The sequence below is a fragment of the Pseudomonas sp. GQ91 genome (assembly GCF_059758795.1).
On record NZ_JCAXED010000004.1, the window covers coordinates 186,484 to 200,044 of the forward strand.

A 13,561-nucleotide genomic window follows, 5' to 3' on the forward strand; every position below is an offset into this window, starting at 1 on the left:
TCAAAATGGCCTTTCAATAGGCTGGAAACGGGCCTACTACCCAGCATAGCAGACAGGTCGCAAGATACCCACTCTATCAGAACCGGACCACGCCCCACGCACGCCGGCCAGTGACTGACGGCAGTTATCTCAACCTGCTCGCGTAACTGTTGACTCTGATAGGAATAGGCAATGCTCCAAGACGAACCGGCATAGGTGACCAGGTTTTCGATAGATATCATCGCCTCGAACCTACTTATTGGAACTCGCCATGCACAGCAGGAAAACCCTATTCATCACGGGGGTGAGCAGTGGCTTCGGCAACGCGCTGGCGCAAGAAGCGCTGGCAGCGGGCCACCACGTCATAGGTACCGTGCGCAGTGAAGCCGCCTTGCGGGTCTTTCAGGCGCTCTGCGTGGATCATGCTCATGGCGTAATCCTGGATGTCACTGACTTCGCCCGGATCGACAGCGCAGTAGCGGCCATTGAAGCAACCCACGGTCCGGTCGACGTGTTGGTTAACAACGCCGGCTACGGTCATGAGGGCATCTTCGAAGAGTCGCCGCTGGAAGAGATGCGGCGCCAATTCGACGTCAATGTGTTCGGCGCGGTAGCGGTGACCAAGGCTTTCCTGCCTTATTTTCGCAAGCGCCGTGCCGGTCACATCCTCAATATCACCTCCATGGGCGGCACAATCACCCTGCCGGGTATCGCGTACTATTGCGGGAGCAAGTTTGCTCTGGAAGGTATTTCCGATACCTTGAGCAAAGAGCTGCTGCCTTTCAACATCTTCGTGACCGCTGTGGCACCGGGCTCGTTTCGCACTGACTGGGCCGGTCGTTCGATGCGGCGTACCCCACGGAGCATTGCCGACTACGACGCCAGCTTCAATCCGGTGCGCAAAGCGCGCGAAGACAAGAGCGGAAAGCAGCTTGGCGACCCACAGAAGGCCGCGCAAGCAATGTTGCAGATAATTGCCAACCCGACGCCGCCGGCACACTTACTGTTGGGCAGTGATGCGCTGGCTCTGGTACGTGAAAAGCTGAAGCGCACGACCAGTGAGATTGATCAGTGGGAAGCCCTGACCCGCTCAACCGACGGTTGAGCGGCAAGCAGAGGGGACATCAATGACTCAGGCCGATTCACGCACCTCGCGCATGTTGCATTTGATGGAACAGCTCGCGCCGGTCGAGGGTTACAATCTCAGCGCACTAGAGGATGTCCGCTTTTTGCGTGCGAATCGGCCACTGACGCGTACCCCAGTGCTCTACGACCCGGGTATCGTGATCCTGTGCCAAGGGTGCAAGCGTGGTTATCTGGGCGACGACGTATACGTCTATGACGCCCAACACTATCTGGTGGTGTCCGTCCCTGTGCCTTTCACCATGGAGACCGATGCCAGCGAGACGGAGCCAATGCTGGCGGTCTACATGCGCCTTGACTTACAACTGGCCAGCGAGGTGATGCTACAAGTGGATGAAGCTCTCGGGCCAAGTGATGCCTCGCCCAAGGGCATGTATGCCTCGCCAATGGACGCTTTGCTGCGTGCCTCGACACTGCGCTTTCTCGAGGCGATGAGCAGGCCGGGCGAAGCGCAAATACTGGGGCCGTCGCTGGTACGGGAGATCTATTACCGCATCCTCACTGGCGAGCAGGGTGGCTCAATGCGCGCCGCGCTCAATCGCCAGGGTCATTTCGGCAAAATCACTCGCGCGATCCGCAAGATCCACAGTTGCTACCAGGAACGCCTGAGTGTGGTGTCCCTTGCCCAAGAAGCGAGCATGAGTGTGCCCAATTTTCATCTGCACTTTCGCAATGTGACGGACTTGTCACCGATGCAGTACCTGAAGTCGACGCGCTTGCACCAGGCGAGATTACTGATGCTGCACAACGCCATGACTGCTTCGACGGCAGCGGTCAATGTAGGTTACGAAAGCGCCTCGCAATTCAGCCGCGAATTCAAACGTTTCTTCGGCCGCACGCCCCACGCAGAGATCGAATGGATGAAGGCGACCTATGCACTGCCCGCGCCGTCCACACCCTCTATGTACGTCTCGTCGCATTAGCAATGAGTCTACCCACTGATGCCGCGGCAGTTGGTCGATCTTGCTTGAACGAGAGCCTGGACAAATCCGTAACTGGACATCAATAGGAACGGTGCTGCTGAACCCGGATCGGGAACAGCAGAGAGATACTCCTTGCCAGTGCTCCAGGCCGAGAGGCCGATCAGTGAAGCCGAGCTGGATGTCGCTCGTGGCAAAGCTGCCCGAACGATCATTCAGCCCGAGACTGTAAGCCTGGTCAGAAGCGCACCGTCACCCCCGCGTTCACCGAATGGAAGCGGGTGTCGGAACCGAACTGCCCCTGGTAGGACAGTCCCACATCGGTCTGCCGATTCAACCGTAGTTTCGCACCCACTTCAGTCAAGGCTGTGTCGCGGGCCTGGGGTACGCCCTGCACTTCGAAGTTTGGACCGCCGGAAAAGGCCTGAACGTTTCGTGGGTCCAGGTCACCATAGGCGCGCCGCCATCCCAGTGAGCCGTAAACTTGAGTATCGAGATTCGCCACACGCGTATTCGTTGAGGCGCGCAGACCCAGCGTCGAGAAGAAGGTGTCTTGCTTATCGCTGGACACGTCCAGAGCAGCGGCTCCGCCTTTTTCGTGCAGGTCTTTGGCATCGTAGCGTACGTAGGACAGGCCAGCGAAAGGTTCCAGAGCCATACGGCCAATCGGTATGCGGTAGGCCGCTTCGCCACTGGCCTGCAGGGATTCGGCGTTGCGTTTACCGGTCAGGTGATCACTGAATCCGGCAAAAGCCACGGTCCGCTCGCTCTCCAGCCGGTGCCAGGTGTAACCGACGTCGGCGCTCAGACGCAGGGCATCGATCTGACCGCCGGTATAGAGACCGACATGATAGTTGTCGCTGTGGCCGCTGGCATCGCGGTCATCGGCATCGAACGTCGAGCGGCTGTAGCCGCCATAGAGGCCACCGCGCCAATCCGGGTTGAAGCTACCGTCGGCCCCGACCAGCACGCCGCCGGTTTTCTGGTGCAGGCCACTGGCGCCGTTACTGCTGCCCAGTTGAGTCCAGTTGCCGAAAGGCTGCACCCAGGCGCCGTTTTCCGTGGGCGGCGAGCTGGGCATCAGATTGAGTGCCATGGCTGGCATGCGCAACGTTCCGGTATCCAGCAGATTGCGCATACGCGTCCCCAGCACCCCGGACACCGCTTGGCTATTGGCGATCAGGGCGGTCGAGGTACTGCTGTGATAGTCGCCGGAGAGTTGATCGGCGGCGTTACGAGCGCTTTCGGCATCCAGAATCAGCAGATTATTGTAGAGGCGCAGGGATTCGCCGCTCTGCTCGAGTACGCTTAGCGCACTAGCGGTATTCCACTGGTTTTGGGTCACCATGACCGTTTGAAAGATGCCCGGAGTTGGGGTTGGTGTAGGCGTTGGCGTTGGTGTAGGCGTTGGTGTGGGCGTTGGCGTTGGCGTTGGCGTTGGCGTTGGCGTTGGTGTAGGCGTTGGTGTGGGCGTTGGCGTTGGCGTTGGCGTTGGCGTAGGCGTAGGTGTGGGCGTTGGTGTGGGCGTAGGTGTAGGCGTTGGTGTTGGTGTTGGATTTGAGTTTTTTTGCTCGATGGTCAGGTTCAGATCGTTGGCAGTGCGCTGCAGTCCGACATTCAGGAACGCCGAATTGGTAAACGCCTGGGCGTAGGCCGTTCCCTGGTTAGCGCCGTCGACCACACCACCTTGGGCGGAGAGCAAGGTGTAGGTCTTGCCGCTCTGATAACTCTGCGCTGGATCCAGAGCGGTCACGTCGACTCGCGTACCGCGCAGCGTGGCAGTGCCGCTCACGTTGATCCGGTCTCCAGCGCCGTTGCCGGCGATGTCCGCAGCGTAGCGTGAGCCGGCTGCCATCTCCAGATCGCCCTGGATGGCCAGCGTACCTACGGCGCTTTCACCCGGCGAAAGAGTGCCGCCGGCGGCTACCTGGGTGCTGCCCATTTGGCCGACGCCAGCCAGTATGCCACCGTCCAGCACCTGAGCCCTGTTGGTATAGGTACCGAATTGACTGCGCCCCACGGTGCCGTTGATGACCAGGGTGCCATTTCCTACGTTCAACCGTGAGTAACTCTGGGAAGCGTTGCTATTGCCGCCCTGATTGATCTGGTCCACGTCCCCCGACAGCACGAGGCGACCACCGCGTACCACCACGCCACCGGAGACCCCCTTGAGGTCACCGTTCAAAGTGGTATTCCCGTTAAAGGCGTAGATACGGCCCGATCCGCTCAAGGTATTACCGAGCTGGAGATCGCTGTCGGTATGGTTGAACGCCAGGGCCCCATTTCCGGCGCCGAAGCGAATGGCCGTCTGCGGGTCCAGTCGACCTGCCGCCTGCGCTGTTCCGGCAGTAACTGAGTCGGCATCGGTACGGCTATCGTCCACCACAACCGGCCCGCCCAGTGTGAACGTGCCTCGCGCCGCGCTGTTGACGCTGGTCAAGGTGCTGATGAGGATGCCGTTAGTGGCGCTCAGCTCGGCGCCATCGGCGAGCATCAGGTTAGTGCTGGAGGCGGTGGTGCCGAGCGTGAACGTTTGCGCGGCAAGGCGCGTGCCCTGTCCGGAAACGCTCACTTGAGTGTTGCGGTCGATATGGGCCGAACCCAAGGAGAGGGAGTTGGTCGTGAGTACCGCGCCGTTCTCGAGGGTGAGATCGTTCTTGGTCTTGAAGGCGCCGCTATTATCCCAACGGGTTCCGTTACCGGAAAGTTTGGTGACGGAGTCAATAGCTACCTGCTGGCTGTTAATTTTACCGCCATCGTTGACAGTGATGCGCGAGTCATAAAGAAAAACCCCACCGGCGTTGACGTTGACCGTGTCGACCAAGGCGTTCTGACCACTCACCAGCAGCTCCGCTCGCGAGAACGCGTTGCCATGGGAACCATTGTCACTCAACTGGAGATCTCGCACAGATACCTGCCCTCCATTGCGGACGGTCAGCTCGCCCTGCCCGGCACCGCCGATGAGAATTGAGTTGCCGAGTACGGCCGTGGTACGAGGCACGACCCAGCTCGTTCCTGCCCTTTCGACTACTACGCTGCCTTTGCCGGCGTTGGCGGCGGAATTGCTGGATTGGCTGCCGATCTCGCCGCCGCGGCTCGTCACGGTCGCGCCGCCATTTATAGTGAGGCTGGCGGTGTTGCCGTTATTTGGCCGGACGACGACCGCGCCATTGACTGTGTGGTCGCTGCTCCAGGTTTCCTGACCATTGTTGAGAATGTAGTCCGCTGCTTGCGCCTCGTGGAGCAGTGAGAGGGTGATCGCAAAAGTAAGGGGGGACTTTCTGAATAAGGGGTTCATAGCGACTCCAGATACTCCATAAAAGGCCACTGTTGTGGCCGCCAGCCCTGAGGGCTTCTGCGTTTCCGTTCGGTGGGTTGCCAGCGGCCGAAGTATCTGGAGATAAAACTGGAATGGAAATAGCACGCATGTACTAGCGCCCCCTATGGCTATTTCTTGAGCGCCTTGTGTATTTGCCGTGCTCTCTAGTCAACAGTCGCTTACCCGCCACGCAATTGGCAAACCGGAGAAAGAAGCGCGAGCTCGGTATTCGGGGGGATGATCTCCACACTCGCTGCCACCCTCCCCGCGCGCGCGAAACATTGAGCATGCCGCGGTACCGGATTCCAACGCGGCGCGCGCCAGGCCTACCTGCAAGTGACCCGTGGCATGAGCCAATACCAGGCTCTCAAGCAGGCGCTGAAATCCAGCAAGGTCAACCTCGCCTCCGTGACACACGGCTTCGAAGCCGGTGCGCGCATCCACACCGAGGTGCTGGATGCCCAACAACGCGATATTCAAGCCTTCCTCAAATGAATACTCAGAAATCGATAGTTCCCGAGAATTTCACCAAGCGTGGGTCACCCTGCGAGAGGTAGCCGCCGTTTGCCGAGGCCCAGTAGTTCTTGTCGGTAATGTTTTCCAGGTTGACGCGCAACGTCAGGTCTTTCTCCACGAGTTTCATTTTATAACGTGCGCCAGCGTCGAAACGGTTCCATGTAGGCAAGCTCAGGTTGTTAGCCTGATCAGCGTACTGCCCGCCAGTGCGCAACATCCTTGCGCTGAGAGCGGCACCTTCGATACCCGGAATATCCCAATCTACGCTGGCATTGAGCTGAAACGTTGGCACGCCAATGGCGTGATTGCCATCGTTGAGACCGCCTGCGGTTTTTTTGAGTTCAGACGTCATGCGGGTACCGCCGGCCATCAACCGGAGGCCTTCGATTGGCTCGCCGAAAACGCTGATCTCTAGCCCCTTGTTGACCTGTTCCCCATCACGCACATAGAGCTTCCGCGCGTTGTCGACGTAACCATCGGAAGGTTTCTCGATGCGGAAAACCCCCAAGTTGGCACCGAAGGTTTGCATGTCCAGCTTGATACCCGCTTCCAACTGTTTTGTGCGGCCAGGGGGAAAGGCTTCGCCCAGGTTCGTGATATCTGTACCGGACGCCACTGGCCCTTTTGCAAGGCCTTCGATTCTGTTGGCGTAGAGCGACACGCTCTCCACAGGCTTGTACACGATGCCGTAAACAGGCGTGGTAATGGCTTCATCGTAGATAGTGCTACGACTGCCATCGTTTGCTGGATTGGCTACACCGTTTGAAGTGCTGCCATCGTACTTATAGTTTTCGACACGCAACTGCTGACGGCGGACACCATAGGTGACCAGCAATTTGTCATCGAACAAGCCCAGCGTGTCGGAAATCGCCAGGCTACGGTTGCGGGTTTTGCCGGTCACCCCGGGATCACCCATTTTACCGCCAGTGCTGGACACCGCAGTCGGCTTAGGAAGCGCCGGGGTGTTGTAAATATTGCTGTTCCCGGTAACGGGACGATAGAACGTGTACGCGTTTTCCTGCTCGGTCCAGATCGTTGAGCCCCCGATCGCAATCTGGTGGGAAATAGGGCCAGTGTTAAAGCGCCCGTTCAACCCGCCATTGAACGTTGTATTGTCTTCATTGTGAGGAATTTCTGAGCCACCGATCGTAGCTACGCCGTTATTGCCCACCAGTGTCGGTGTGGCGTATACCCCAGTTTCTCGGGTGTGCTTTGCTCCACCAGCCAGGTATGCCGTCCAGTTTTCGTTCAGATCCCAATCGCCACGAACCATGCCGAAGGTGTCTTCAGTTTCGGAGTAGGTCCAGTCCTGTCCATAATTGTGGCTAGCGCTTGGAGCAGTGGGAATACGAGTGACGTTCCCGATATTCACAGAATTACGCAGTCCATTGACACGCTGTTTCTGATACCCGAAATCGGTGGAAACGCGGAAGTTATCACCTCGATAGTCCAAGCCCGCAACGAACAACTTTGTGCGCTGATCCTGGTTATCGATTGCTGTTTCACCTTCCCGCTGGCTCAGGTTTAACCTGGCGCCAAACCGGTTATCCTCGCCGAATCGCTGCCCGATATCCAAATGCTCGCCAATGCGGCCATCGCTGCTGATGTCCTGCGTGTAACGACGAGTCGGCACATCCTCCGCGCGCTTGGGCTGCAAGTTGACTCCGCCCCCAAGACCCGAGCCCGTCGGACTGACACCGTTGATAAACGCGTTAGGGCCTTTGAATACCTCGACACGCTCGATAGCATCCGTCGACAGAATTTGACGTGGTAAAACGCCATACAGCCCGTTGTAGGAAATGTCGTCGCTGCTAAGCGGCAAGCCTCGAATCACGAACACTTGAGATTGGTTACCAAACCCATAGGATTGACGTACCGACGGATCGTTGAGAAGCACATCACCCACGTCTTCAGCTTGTTGATCTTCAATCAGCGTCGAGGTGTAACTGGTCATCACGAACGGGACATCCATGTTGTCCTGATTTCCCAGCACGCCCATCTGGCCTCCCCTCGCCACCTGACCACCCGCATAGGGCGTGGGCAACGTGTTGGAATTAGGGTTGATCACCTCGGCAGTAATGTCGGTCACTCCCAATTCAATAGGTCCTGCCGCCTGGGTAAGAAAACTGACTGAGCAGCATGCAGCAAGCAACGTAAGGCGAGATGGAAATAGCATCGAGTGAGTACCTGCGGAAAAACGGTAAGCCAATAGCGTGAATGCTAATGATTCGCAGATATATTATCCTTAACCAAGGAGCACATTGCCATAAAAGATTTGGAAAGCGGTTTCGTCGCGTCGAGCGCATCAGCGTCTGATCCTCACGCACGTTGGCTACCTTGGGCATTTCGGGTCGGTCGAGTTTTAAGCAGTTGGAGGAGTAGCCAAGAAACGCTCTTGGCTACTACCGGCCAAGAACGGATATACCGCCGCTAAGAAGCTACTGCACCATTGGCTTGAACCGAGATCACACAACGGCTCGCAGACCATTTATTCCCCATCGGGAAACACTCGCGGGCTAATCCGTTCGCTTTTTGGTACTGCAGGAGCCAGTTTATTTTGAACCGCCTTGGGGCGGTTCTTCGATGAGAGGGCGTCGTCGATAACGGTTTGGCGAGATCATTGTCCCGCCTTTTGGTCGCGTCGTTGCTGTTCGACGTCGGCGCGTTTTTTCAGTAAATGCGGGTAGCGACAGCGGGGGCATCACTGGCCACGGATATCTCGTAATGTTGCTCGTCGCGGTCGTTGAGCGCCGTCTCCAGGGCCCCGAGACCCTCGACATCCTCATTGAAGGCGGCGAAGAGCTGCTCGTGCATGAACTCGCCGAGGGCTTCATCACGCTGAGCGAAGTCGCGCCCGTGGACGATGAAGTAATGCAAGCTGTTGTTGGTTTCCGGAGTCAGGATGTGCGCAGTGCGAATGTGAAACAGCTCACGGCGTTCGAGCGGTTGGGCGCTGTCGTAGAAGGTCACACTGACGCGGTGCAAGGCCGGCGATAGAAACTCTGAGGTGGCAATGCGTGCCGCCGTTGTGCAGCCTTCCAGGCCAGTCGTCTTGCCCCAGACGGGCGACAGGGTGGTCGGCACCACTTCGCGAATCAGCGTGTAATGGCCTTCCTTGAGGTCGAGCTTGTAGGGCGCGCTGGCATAGTCTGGCGTACCAATGGTGTTCGCATGAAGAAAGCTCAGGTGGGTCAAGTCCATGAGGTTTTCGTGCAGGCTGACATAGTTACCCGGATGATGAAAATAACCGGAGCTGCAGGCCCAGGCCGGATCGTCGATCCACTCCTGATGGGGGATTTTGGCGGTATCGGCCAGGGCTTCTTCGCCCAGCCATATCCACAACAGGAGACCTCGTTGCACCAGCGGATAGCGACGTACGCCAACACCGCGCGGACAGCTCTTTTGCGAGGGCACCTCTGTCAGGTCACCGGCCTGGTTGTAGCGGAAACCGTGGTAACCACAGACGATGCCGTCGCCTTCCAGGTGACTGCGTGAGAGCGGGAATGAACGGTGCGCGCAACGGTCTTCCAAGGCAATCGGCTCACCGGCCTGGGTCCGGTACATCACCACTCGACGGTCCAGCAGGCGGCGCGCCAGCAAGTGCCGGCCAACTTCATGATCGAAGGCGGCGACGTACCAGTCGTTGTAGATGAACGGCGTTTCGCGATTGGCCATGGGCTCGCTGGCTTTACGGGCCAGGGCGATCAAGTTGCTGGTCGCAAGTGTCATCGAAAATACCTCTTGGGATTGCGGTGGGTCAGAGATCCAATTCCAGGCTTTCGCTCAGGGCTCGCGAGACACAGACCATAAGGCTGCGTCCCCCGGCCTTGTCGGCATCAGAGAGGATCAGGTCGCGATGCTCGGGGAGTCCGGCGCAGATGGCGGTTTCGCAACTGCCGCAGATGCCGGACCGACAAGAAAACGGCAAGTCGATGCCATGCTGCTCAAGGACCTCGAGAATGCTTTGCTCAGGGGCTACCCAGAGGCTGAGGCCGCTGCGGCGCAAGCGCAGGGTGAAACCTTCGTTGCCTTTATTGCCTTCGGCGCAGGTTGGCGGGGCGTTGAAACGTTCGACATGCAGACGATCGCTGCGTGGGCCGGCAGCGGCTTGCAAAGCGTCGAGCAAAGGTGCAGGCCCGCAGGCGTAAAGGTGCTCGCCGTCGCGCAGTGAATTGAGTAATTCAGCAGTATCGAGATGGCCGCCGGCCTCGTCGGTGACGTGCAATCGCACCCGTTCGGGATCCAGCTGGCGCAGGGTTTCGTAGAAAGCTGCTCGTTGCCTGTTACGCACGCAGTAGACCAGGCGCCAGTCCTTTTCATGCGCCTGGCACCAGTGCAGCATGGCAAGGATGGGAGTAATGCCGATCCCACCGGCGACCATGCAGTAGCGCTGTAATTGCTCATCCAGAGAGAAATGGTTGCGTGGCAGGCTGCTGCTGAGGGTATCGCCCAAGCGCAACTGCTGATGCAGGAAACGAGAACCGCCACGGCTCTGCGCGGCCAGCCCCACAGCGATCAAGTAACGGTCACGCTCACGTGGATCATTGAGCAGCGAGTAGTGGCGTGGCTGGGTCTCGGCGACCAGGATCTCCAGATGCGAGCCTGCCGTGAATGGCGGTAGCGGTTGAGCATCGGTGGCGCGCAGTTCGATCAGGACGACGTCCTTGGCTTCGGCGGCGAGGTGGGTGACCCGCAGGTTCAGGGGGTGAAGGTCCATGGGCAAATCCGGTCATTATTGTCGTCCCAGCTTACGCACGAGCGCATGGAGCGACTGTCCTCCGTGAGGTGGACAAGAAATGATTGTTTGCACAGTTATCTTTAATAAGTTAACTATAAGAGCGTGATTCAGTCGCCAACCCCACAACGATAATAATTGTCCCAACGAGCGCCATGATTCGTCTCAGTACTCCGCAGGTTTCAACCCTGCCTCAGGACATTCGTCATTTCAGCGAGCTGGCCTGTACCCTCGGCACGCCTGCTTTCCCCGGTGCGCTGCTAGCGTGTCTTGGTCAGTGGGCGGACTGTCAGCATTTTTCCGTCCTGCGCATGACTGGCGAGCGGCCGCAGTTGCTGGCGGCCGGTACTCGTCACCATGATGCGGGATTGGTGCTGCGTTGCGGCCAAGCCTATATCGAGCGCTACCATCGACACGATCCCTTGTTCGAACAGTTACGAGTGTGCCCTGGACAGTTCGGCCACCTCTTGGCTCAAGACATCCGTTTCATGCCGTACCGGGAAGAGATCTACCAGCCTCACGGTATGATCGAACGGGTATCGAGCCTTTACTTGGACGAACGGGGTAGCCCTGTAATGTTCAACCTCTACCGGCATCGAGACCAAGGCTTTTTCAGCGACATCGAGTTGCAGATGTGCGAAGCCCTCAGCCCAGCATTATTGCAACTGCTGCGGGGCCACTTGGCGCTGAGTGGCTTGAACCGTATTCGTACCGAGAGTCACCCGCAACGACTGCTCCAGCATTGTCCTGAGCTGACAACACAAGAGTTGAACATATGTAGTCGCCTGCTTCAGGGCATGACCCATGCCGGTATAGCCGCAGATCTGGGAATCAAGGAAAGTACTGTGAAAACCTACCGCAACCGGGCATTTGCTCGGCTCGGTATCAATTTTCGCAGCCAGTTGTTCGCGCTCTTGTCGACTTAGGGCTGAACGCTGTTCAGGGCCACAGGTTCCCGTGTAAAGGGCAGTTACGCACACCCGAATCACCGGTTAGGTAGCCGATACTCCCTTTCTTTTATCAGAACTGCAGAGCGACTATTGATGGGTGTCCGCCTCCTCAGCCGGATAAAACTCGCCCTCCTTCCCCATCTTTTTCAGCCGTTCGCGCGCAATTGACTCAACGCGGGCCACTGCGGCCTGATCGTCAGGGTTGACCAACTGCAAGCACAGACGTCGAACATTCTGATCGTGGGTGCCCTCGCTGAGCATTTCGTGAGTGAAGACTTGTTCACCACGCCATAGGCATAGCTGGGTATGAGTCCCGCCGATCCATATCTCGTTGATTGATCTAAGGTCAGTGGTAGCCAGTTGATCCACGGTGATTGTCTTATCCATTGCGCTGTACCTTACCAATGATTAGATACAGATAGACTTACAGGCACAGCGGGTCGTTCCCAGCATCGTCCTTTCCTGGACACCGGGTCATGTCGAGCTAGTGGCCGTGTTTGAGCAACATTATAAACAGCATCGTGCGCTAACCATTGATGCCGCTGTCCCGGCCGGGATAAGCGGCGTTTTTCGTTGTTTGAGCGGCATCGCACCGTTGCCGAATTGCGAAGAGTGATCTGGTCAGTGGCTCACTGCATCTACGAACATTCAGAAGCGTCTGGTACTGATCAATTCATCAAGCACCCGAGTAGGTACACGAAACATTGACCGGCCCGAGAAACCATAGGGCCGCCCTCGCGACTGTTCTGCAACGCCCCCATATCAAGACATCTGTGATCCCAGCCTGAGCAACCCCATGCCGGATGTGAATCCGCTACTCGCGAAGGGTTCTGATCTAGCCCTGCGAAATCAGGTCATACGACCTCAACACTTCAACCAATGCACCCAAAAACTGCCCTGAAGCCCAGTACCAGAGCCTACAACCCTCCCCATCGCTCTTGCCCGGCCTAGCCGAATACGGTACAAACAGACTAGGTTGTACGACAACATAATAAAAATCCCACGCCATCCCGAGTTGGCCTATCACTCTTCGAGACCTGCCATGCCCCGCCCTACCTCTGCGCAAACCCTACCGCCGCCCTTCCCCCGCCATCTCGCCGTGATCATTCTTTTGTGCATGGGCTGTGCGTTCGCCGGTAACCATGTGATGGCGCGGGTCGCTTTTGATGATGGCGCGGGTGTGTTGCTGGCGATCTTGATGCGTTCTGGCGGGACTTTGCTGGTGCTCGCCATCCTGGTGCTGTGGCAAAGACAAAGTCTGCGTCTGCCGACGGGTGCCTGGCGCTGGCAATTGCTGTTGGGTCTGCTGATTACCGCGCAGAGCCTGTGTCTGTACTCCGCCGTCGCACGGGTCCCGGTGGCGCTCGCGCTGCTGGTGGCTAACGTGTTTCCCATCCTGCTGGCGTTGCTCACCTGGGCCGTAGGCGGCCCTAGACCGACCGCACGTACTGCGACGTTGATGGGTTTGATTCTGGTGGGGCTGGTGTTTGTACTGGACGTGCCCGGGCGTCTTTCGACCACGACCAACGTCGGTCCGGAATGGCTGCTGGGCGTCGCGCTCGCGTTCTGCGCCGCCAGCGTGTTCGCCTGCGCTCTGTGGATCACCGACCACAAGTTGTCTCAGGTACGCGGTTCGGTGCGCAGTCTGTTAACCATTTTTATCGTCTTCAGCAGCGTCAATCTGGCGGGACTGACTGGGGCCCTGCCAGGCGGACTCAACCTGCCCGCGACCTCGACCGGATGGCTGGCCCTCGCCGCCTTGGTGGTGCTGTACGGCACCGGTTTTATCGTGCTGTTCATTTCGGTGCCCCGGCTGGACATGCCACGCAATGCGCCGGTAATGAACATCGAGCCGTTGGCGACGTTGCTGATGGGCTGGTTTGTGCTGGATCAAATGCTCAGTGCGGGGCAGGTGCTGGGCGGGGTTATTGTGGTCACCGGCATCGTTTTGCTGACGCATCGCAAATCAGCTGGCAAGCCGGTTACTTGACAGGCGAAA

At 58.1% G+C, this 13,561-nt stretch carries 10 protein-coding genes; 5 read left to right on the top strand and 5 right to left on the bottom strand.

Annotated elements, in window-relative coordinates; all coding sequences use genetic code 11:
* The first annotated feature begins 250 nt into the window (after positions 1 to 250).
* On the top strand, positions 251 to 1,084 hold the full coding sequence (locus AC6CIA_RS07735) for an oxidoreductase (protein WP_498311357.1): 834 nt from the start codon (positions 251 to 253) through the stop codon (positions 1,082 to 1,084).
* 22 nt (positions 1,085 to 1,106) lie between these two features.
* Positions 1,107 to 2,045 carry an AraC family transcriptional regulator gene (locus AC6CIA_RS07740; protein WP_498311358.1) on the top strand — a complete coding sequence of 313 codons (939 nt, stop codon included), beginning with the start codon at positions 1,107 to 1,109 and terminating at the stop codon, positions 2,043 to 2,045.
* A gap of 235 nt (positions 2,046 to 2,280) precedes the next feature.
* Here AC6CIA_RS07740 and AC6CIA_RS07745 read toward each other — a convergent pair whose 3' ends face one another.
* The gene (locus tag AC6CIA_RS07745; protein ID WP_498311513.1) at positions 2,281 to 5,259 is read right to left on the bottom strand and encodes an autotransporter family protein; all 2,979 of its coding nucleotides are present in this window, start codon (positions 5,257 to 5,259) and stop codon (positions 2,281 to 2,283) included.
* Between the two features lie 450 nt (positions 5,260 to 5,709).
* On the opposite strand from AC6CIA_RS07745, the gene AC6CIA_RS07750 reads away from it, so the two are divergent.
* Positions 5,710 to 5,856 (top strand): hypothetical protein, encoded by a 147-nt coding sequence (locus AC6CIA_RS07750; protein WP_498311359.1) that lies wholly within the window; start codon positions 5,710 to 5,712, stop codon positions 5,854 to 5,856.
* A gap of 4 nt (positions 5,857 to 5,860) precedes the next feature.
* Here the strand turns inward: AC6CIA_RS07750 and AC6CIA_RS07755 are convergent, their stop codons facing one another.
* The 3 genes from AC6CIA_RS07755 to AC6CIA_RS07765 all read right to left on the bottom strand — a co-directional run bounded on the left by AC6CIA_RS07755 (position 5,861) and on the right by AC6CIA_RS07765 (position 10,594).
* Complete coding sequence (locus AC6CIA_RS07755; protein ID WP_498311360.1) at positions 5,861 to 8,053, bottom strand: TonB-dependent receptor; 2,193 nt, start codon at positions 8,051 to 8,053, stop codon at positions 5,861 to 5,863.
* Between the two features lie 494 nt (positions 8,054 to 8,547).
* Complete coding sequence (locus AC6CIA_RS07760; protein ID WP_498311361.1) at positions 8,548 to 9,606, bottom strand: Rieske 2Fe-2S domain-containing protein; 1,059 nt, start codon at positions 9,604 to 9,606, stop codon at positions 8,548 to 8,550.
* Between the two features lie 28 nt (positions 9,607 to 9,634).
* The gene (locus tag AC6CIA_RS07765; protein ID WP_498311362.1) at positions 9,635 to 10,594 is read right to left on the bottom strand and encodes a PDR/VanB family oxidoreductase; all 960 of its coding nucleotides are present in this window, start codon (positions 10,592 to 10,594) and stop codon (positions 9,635 to 9,637) included.
* 173 nt (positions 10,595 to 10,767) lie between these two features.
* Between AC6CIA_RS07765 and AC6CIA_RS07770 the strand changes: the two genes are divergently transcribed.
* A complete protein-coding gene (locus tag AC6CIA_RS07770; RefSeq protein WP_498311363.1) occupies positions 10,768 to 11,538 on the top strand; it encodes a helix-turn-helix transcriptional regulator in 771 nt (256 codons plus the stop codon).
* 111 nt (positions 11,539 to 11,649) lie between these two features.
* Here the strand turns inward: AC6CIA_RS07770 and AC6CIA_RS07775 are convergent, their stop codons facing one another.
* Entirely contained in the window at positions 11,650 to 11,949 is a 300-nt protein-coding gene (locus tag AC6CIA_RS07775; RefSeq protein ID WP_498311364.1) for a hypothetical protein, read from the bottom strand.
* A gap of 655 nt (positions 11,950 to 12,604) precedes the next feature.
* Here AC6CIA_RS07775 and AC6CIA_RS07780 point away from each other — a divergent pair.
* The gene (locus tag AC6CIA_RS07780; RefSeq protein ID WP_498311365.1) at positions 12,605 to 13,552 is read left to right on the top strand and encodes an EamA family transporter; all 948 of its coding nucleotides are present in this window, start codon (positions 12,605 to 12,607) and stop codon (positions 13,550 to 13,552) included.
* The last annotated feature ends 9 nt before the right edge of the window (positions 13,553 to 13,561 follow it).

Bases quoted from the DNA above. Each gene is read 5' to 3' on its own strand.
- AC6CIA_RS07770 (WP_498311363.1), top strand. From the start codon at position 10,768: ATGATTCGTCTCAGTACTCCGCAGGTTTCAACCCTGCCTCAGGACATT.
- AC6CIA_RS07760 (WP_498311361.1), bottom strand. From the start codon at position 9,606: ATGACACTTGCGACCAGCAACTTGATCGCCCTGGCCCGTAAAGCCAGC.
- AC6CIA_RS07780 (WP_498311365.1), top strand. From the start codon at position 12,605: ATGCCCCGCCCTACCTCTGCGCAAACCCTACCGCCGCCCTTCCCCCGC.
- AC6CIA_RS07775 (WP_498311364.1), bottom strand. From the start codon at position 11,949: ATGGATAAGACAATCACCGTGGATCAACTGGCTACCACTGACCTTAGA.
- AC6CIA_RS07765 (WP_498311362.1), bottom strand. From the start codon at position 10,594: ATGGACCTTCACCCCCTGAACCTGCGGGTCACCCACCTCGCCGCCGAA.
- AC6CIA_RS07740 (WP_498311358.1), top strand. From the start codon at position 1,107: ATGACTCAGGCCGATTCACGCACCTCGCGCATGTTGCATTTGATGGAA.
- AC6CIA_RS07750 (WP_498311359.1), top strand. From the start codon at position 5,710: ATGAGCCAATACCAGGCTCTCAAGCAGGCGCTGAAATCCAGCAAGGTC.
- AC6CIA_RS07735 (WP_498311357.1), top strand. From the start codon at position 251: ATGCACAGCAGGAAAACCCTATTCATCACGGGGGTGAGCAGTGGCTTC.
- AC6CIA_RS07755 (WP_498311360.1), bottom strand. From the start codon at position 8,053: ATGCTATTTCCATCTCGCCTTACGTTGCTTGCTGCATGCTGCTCAGTC.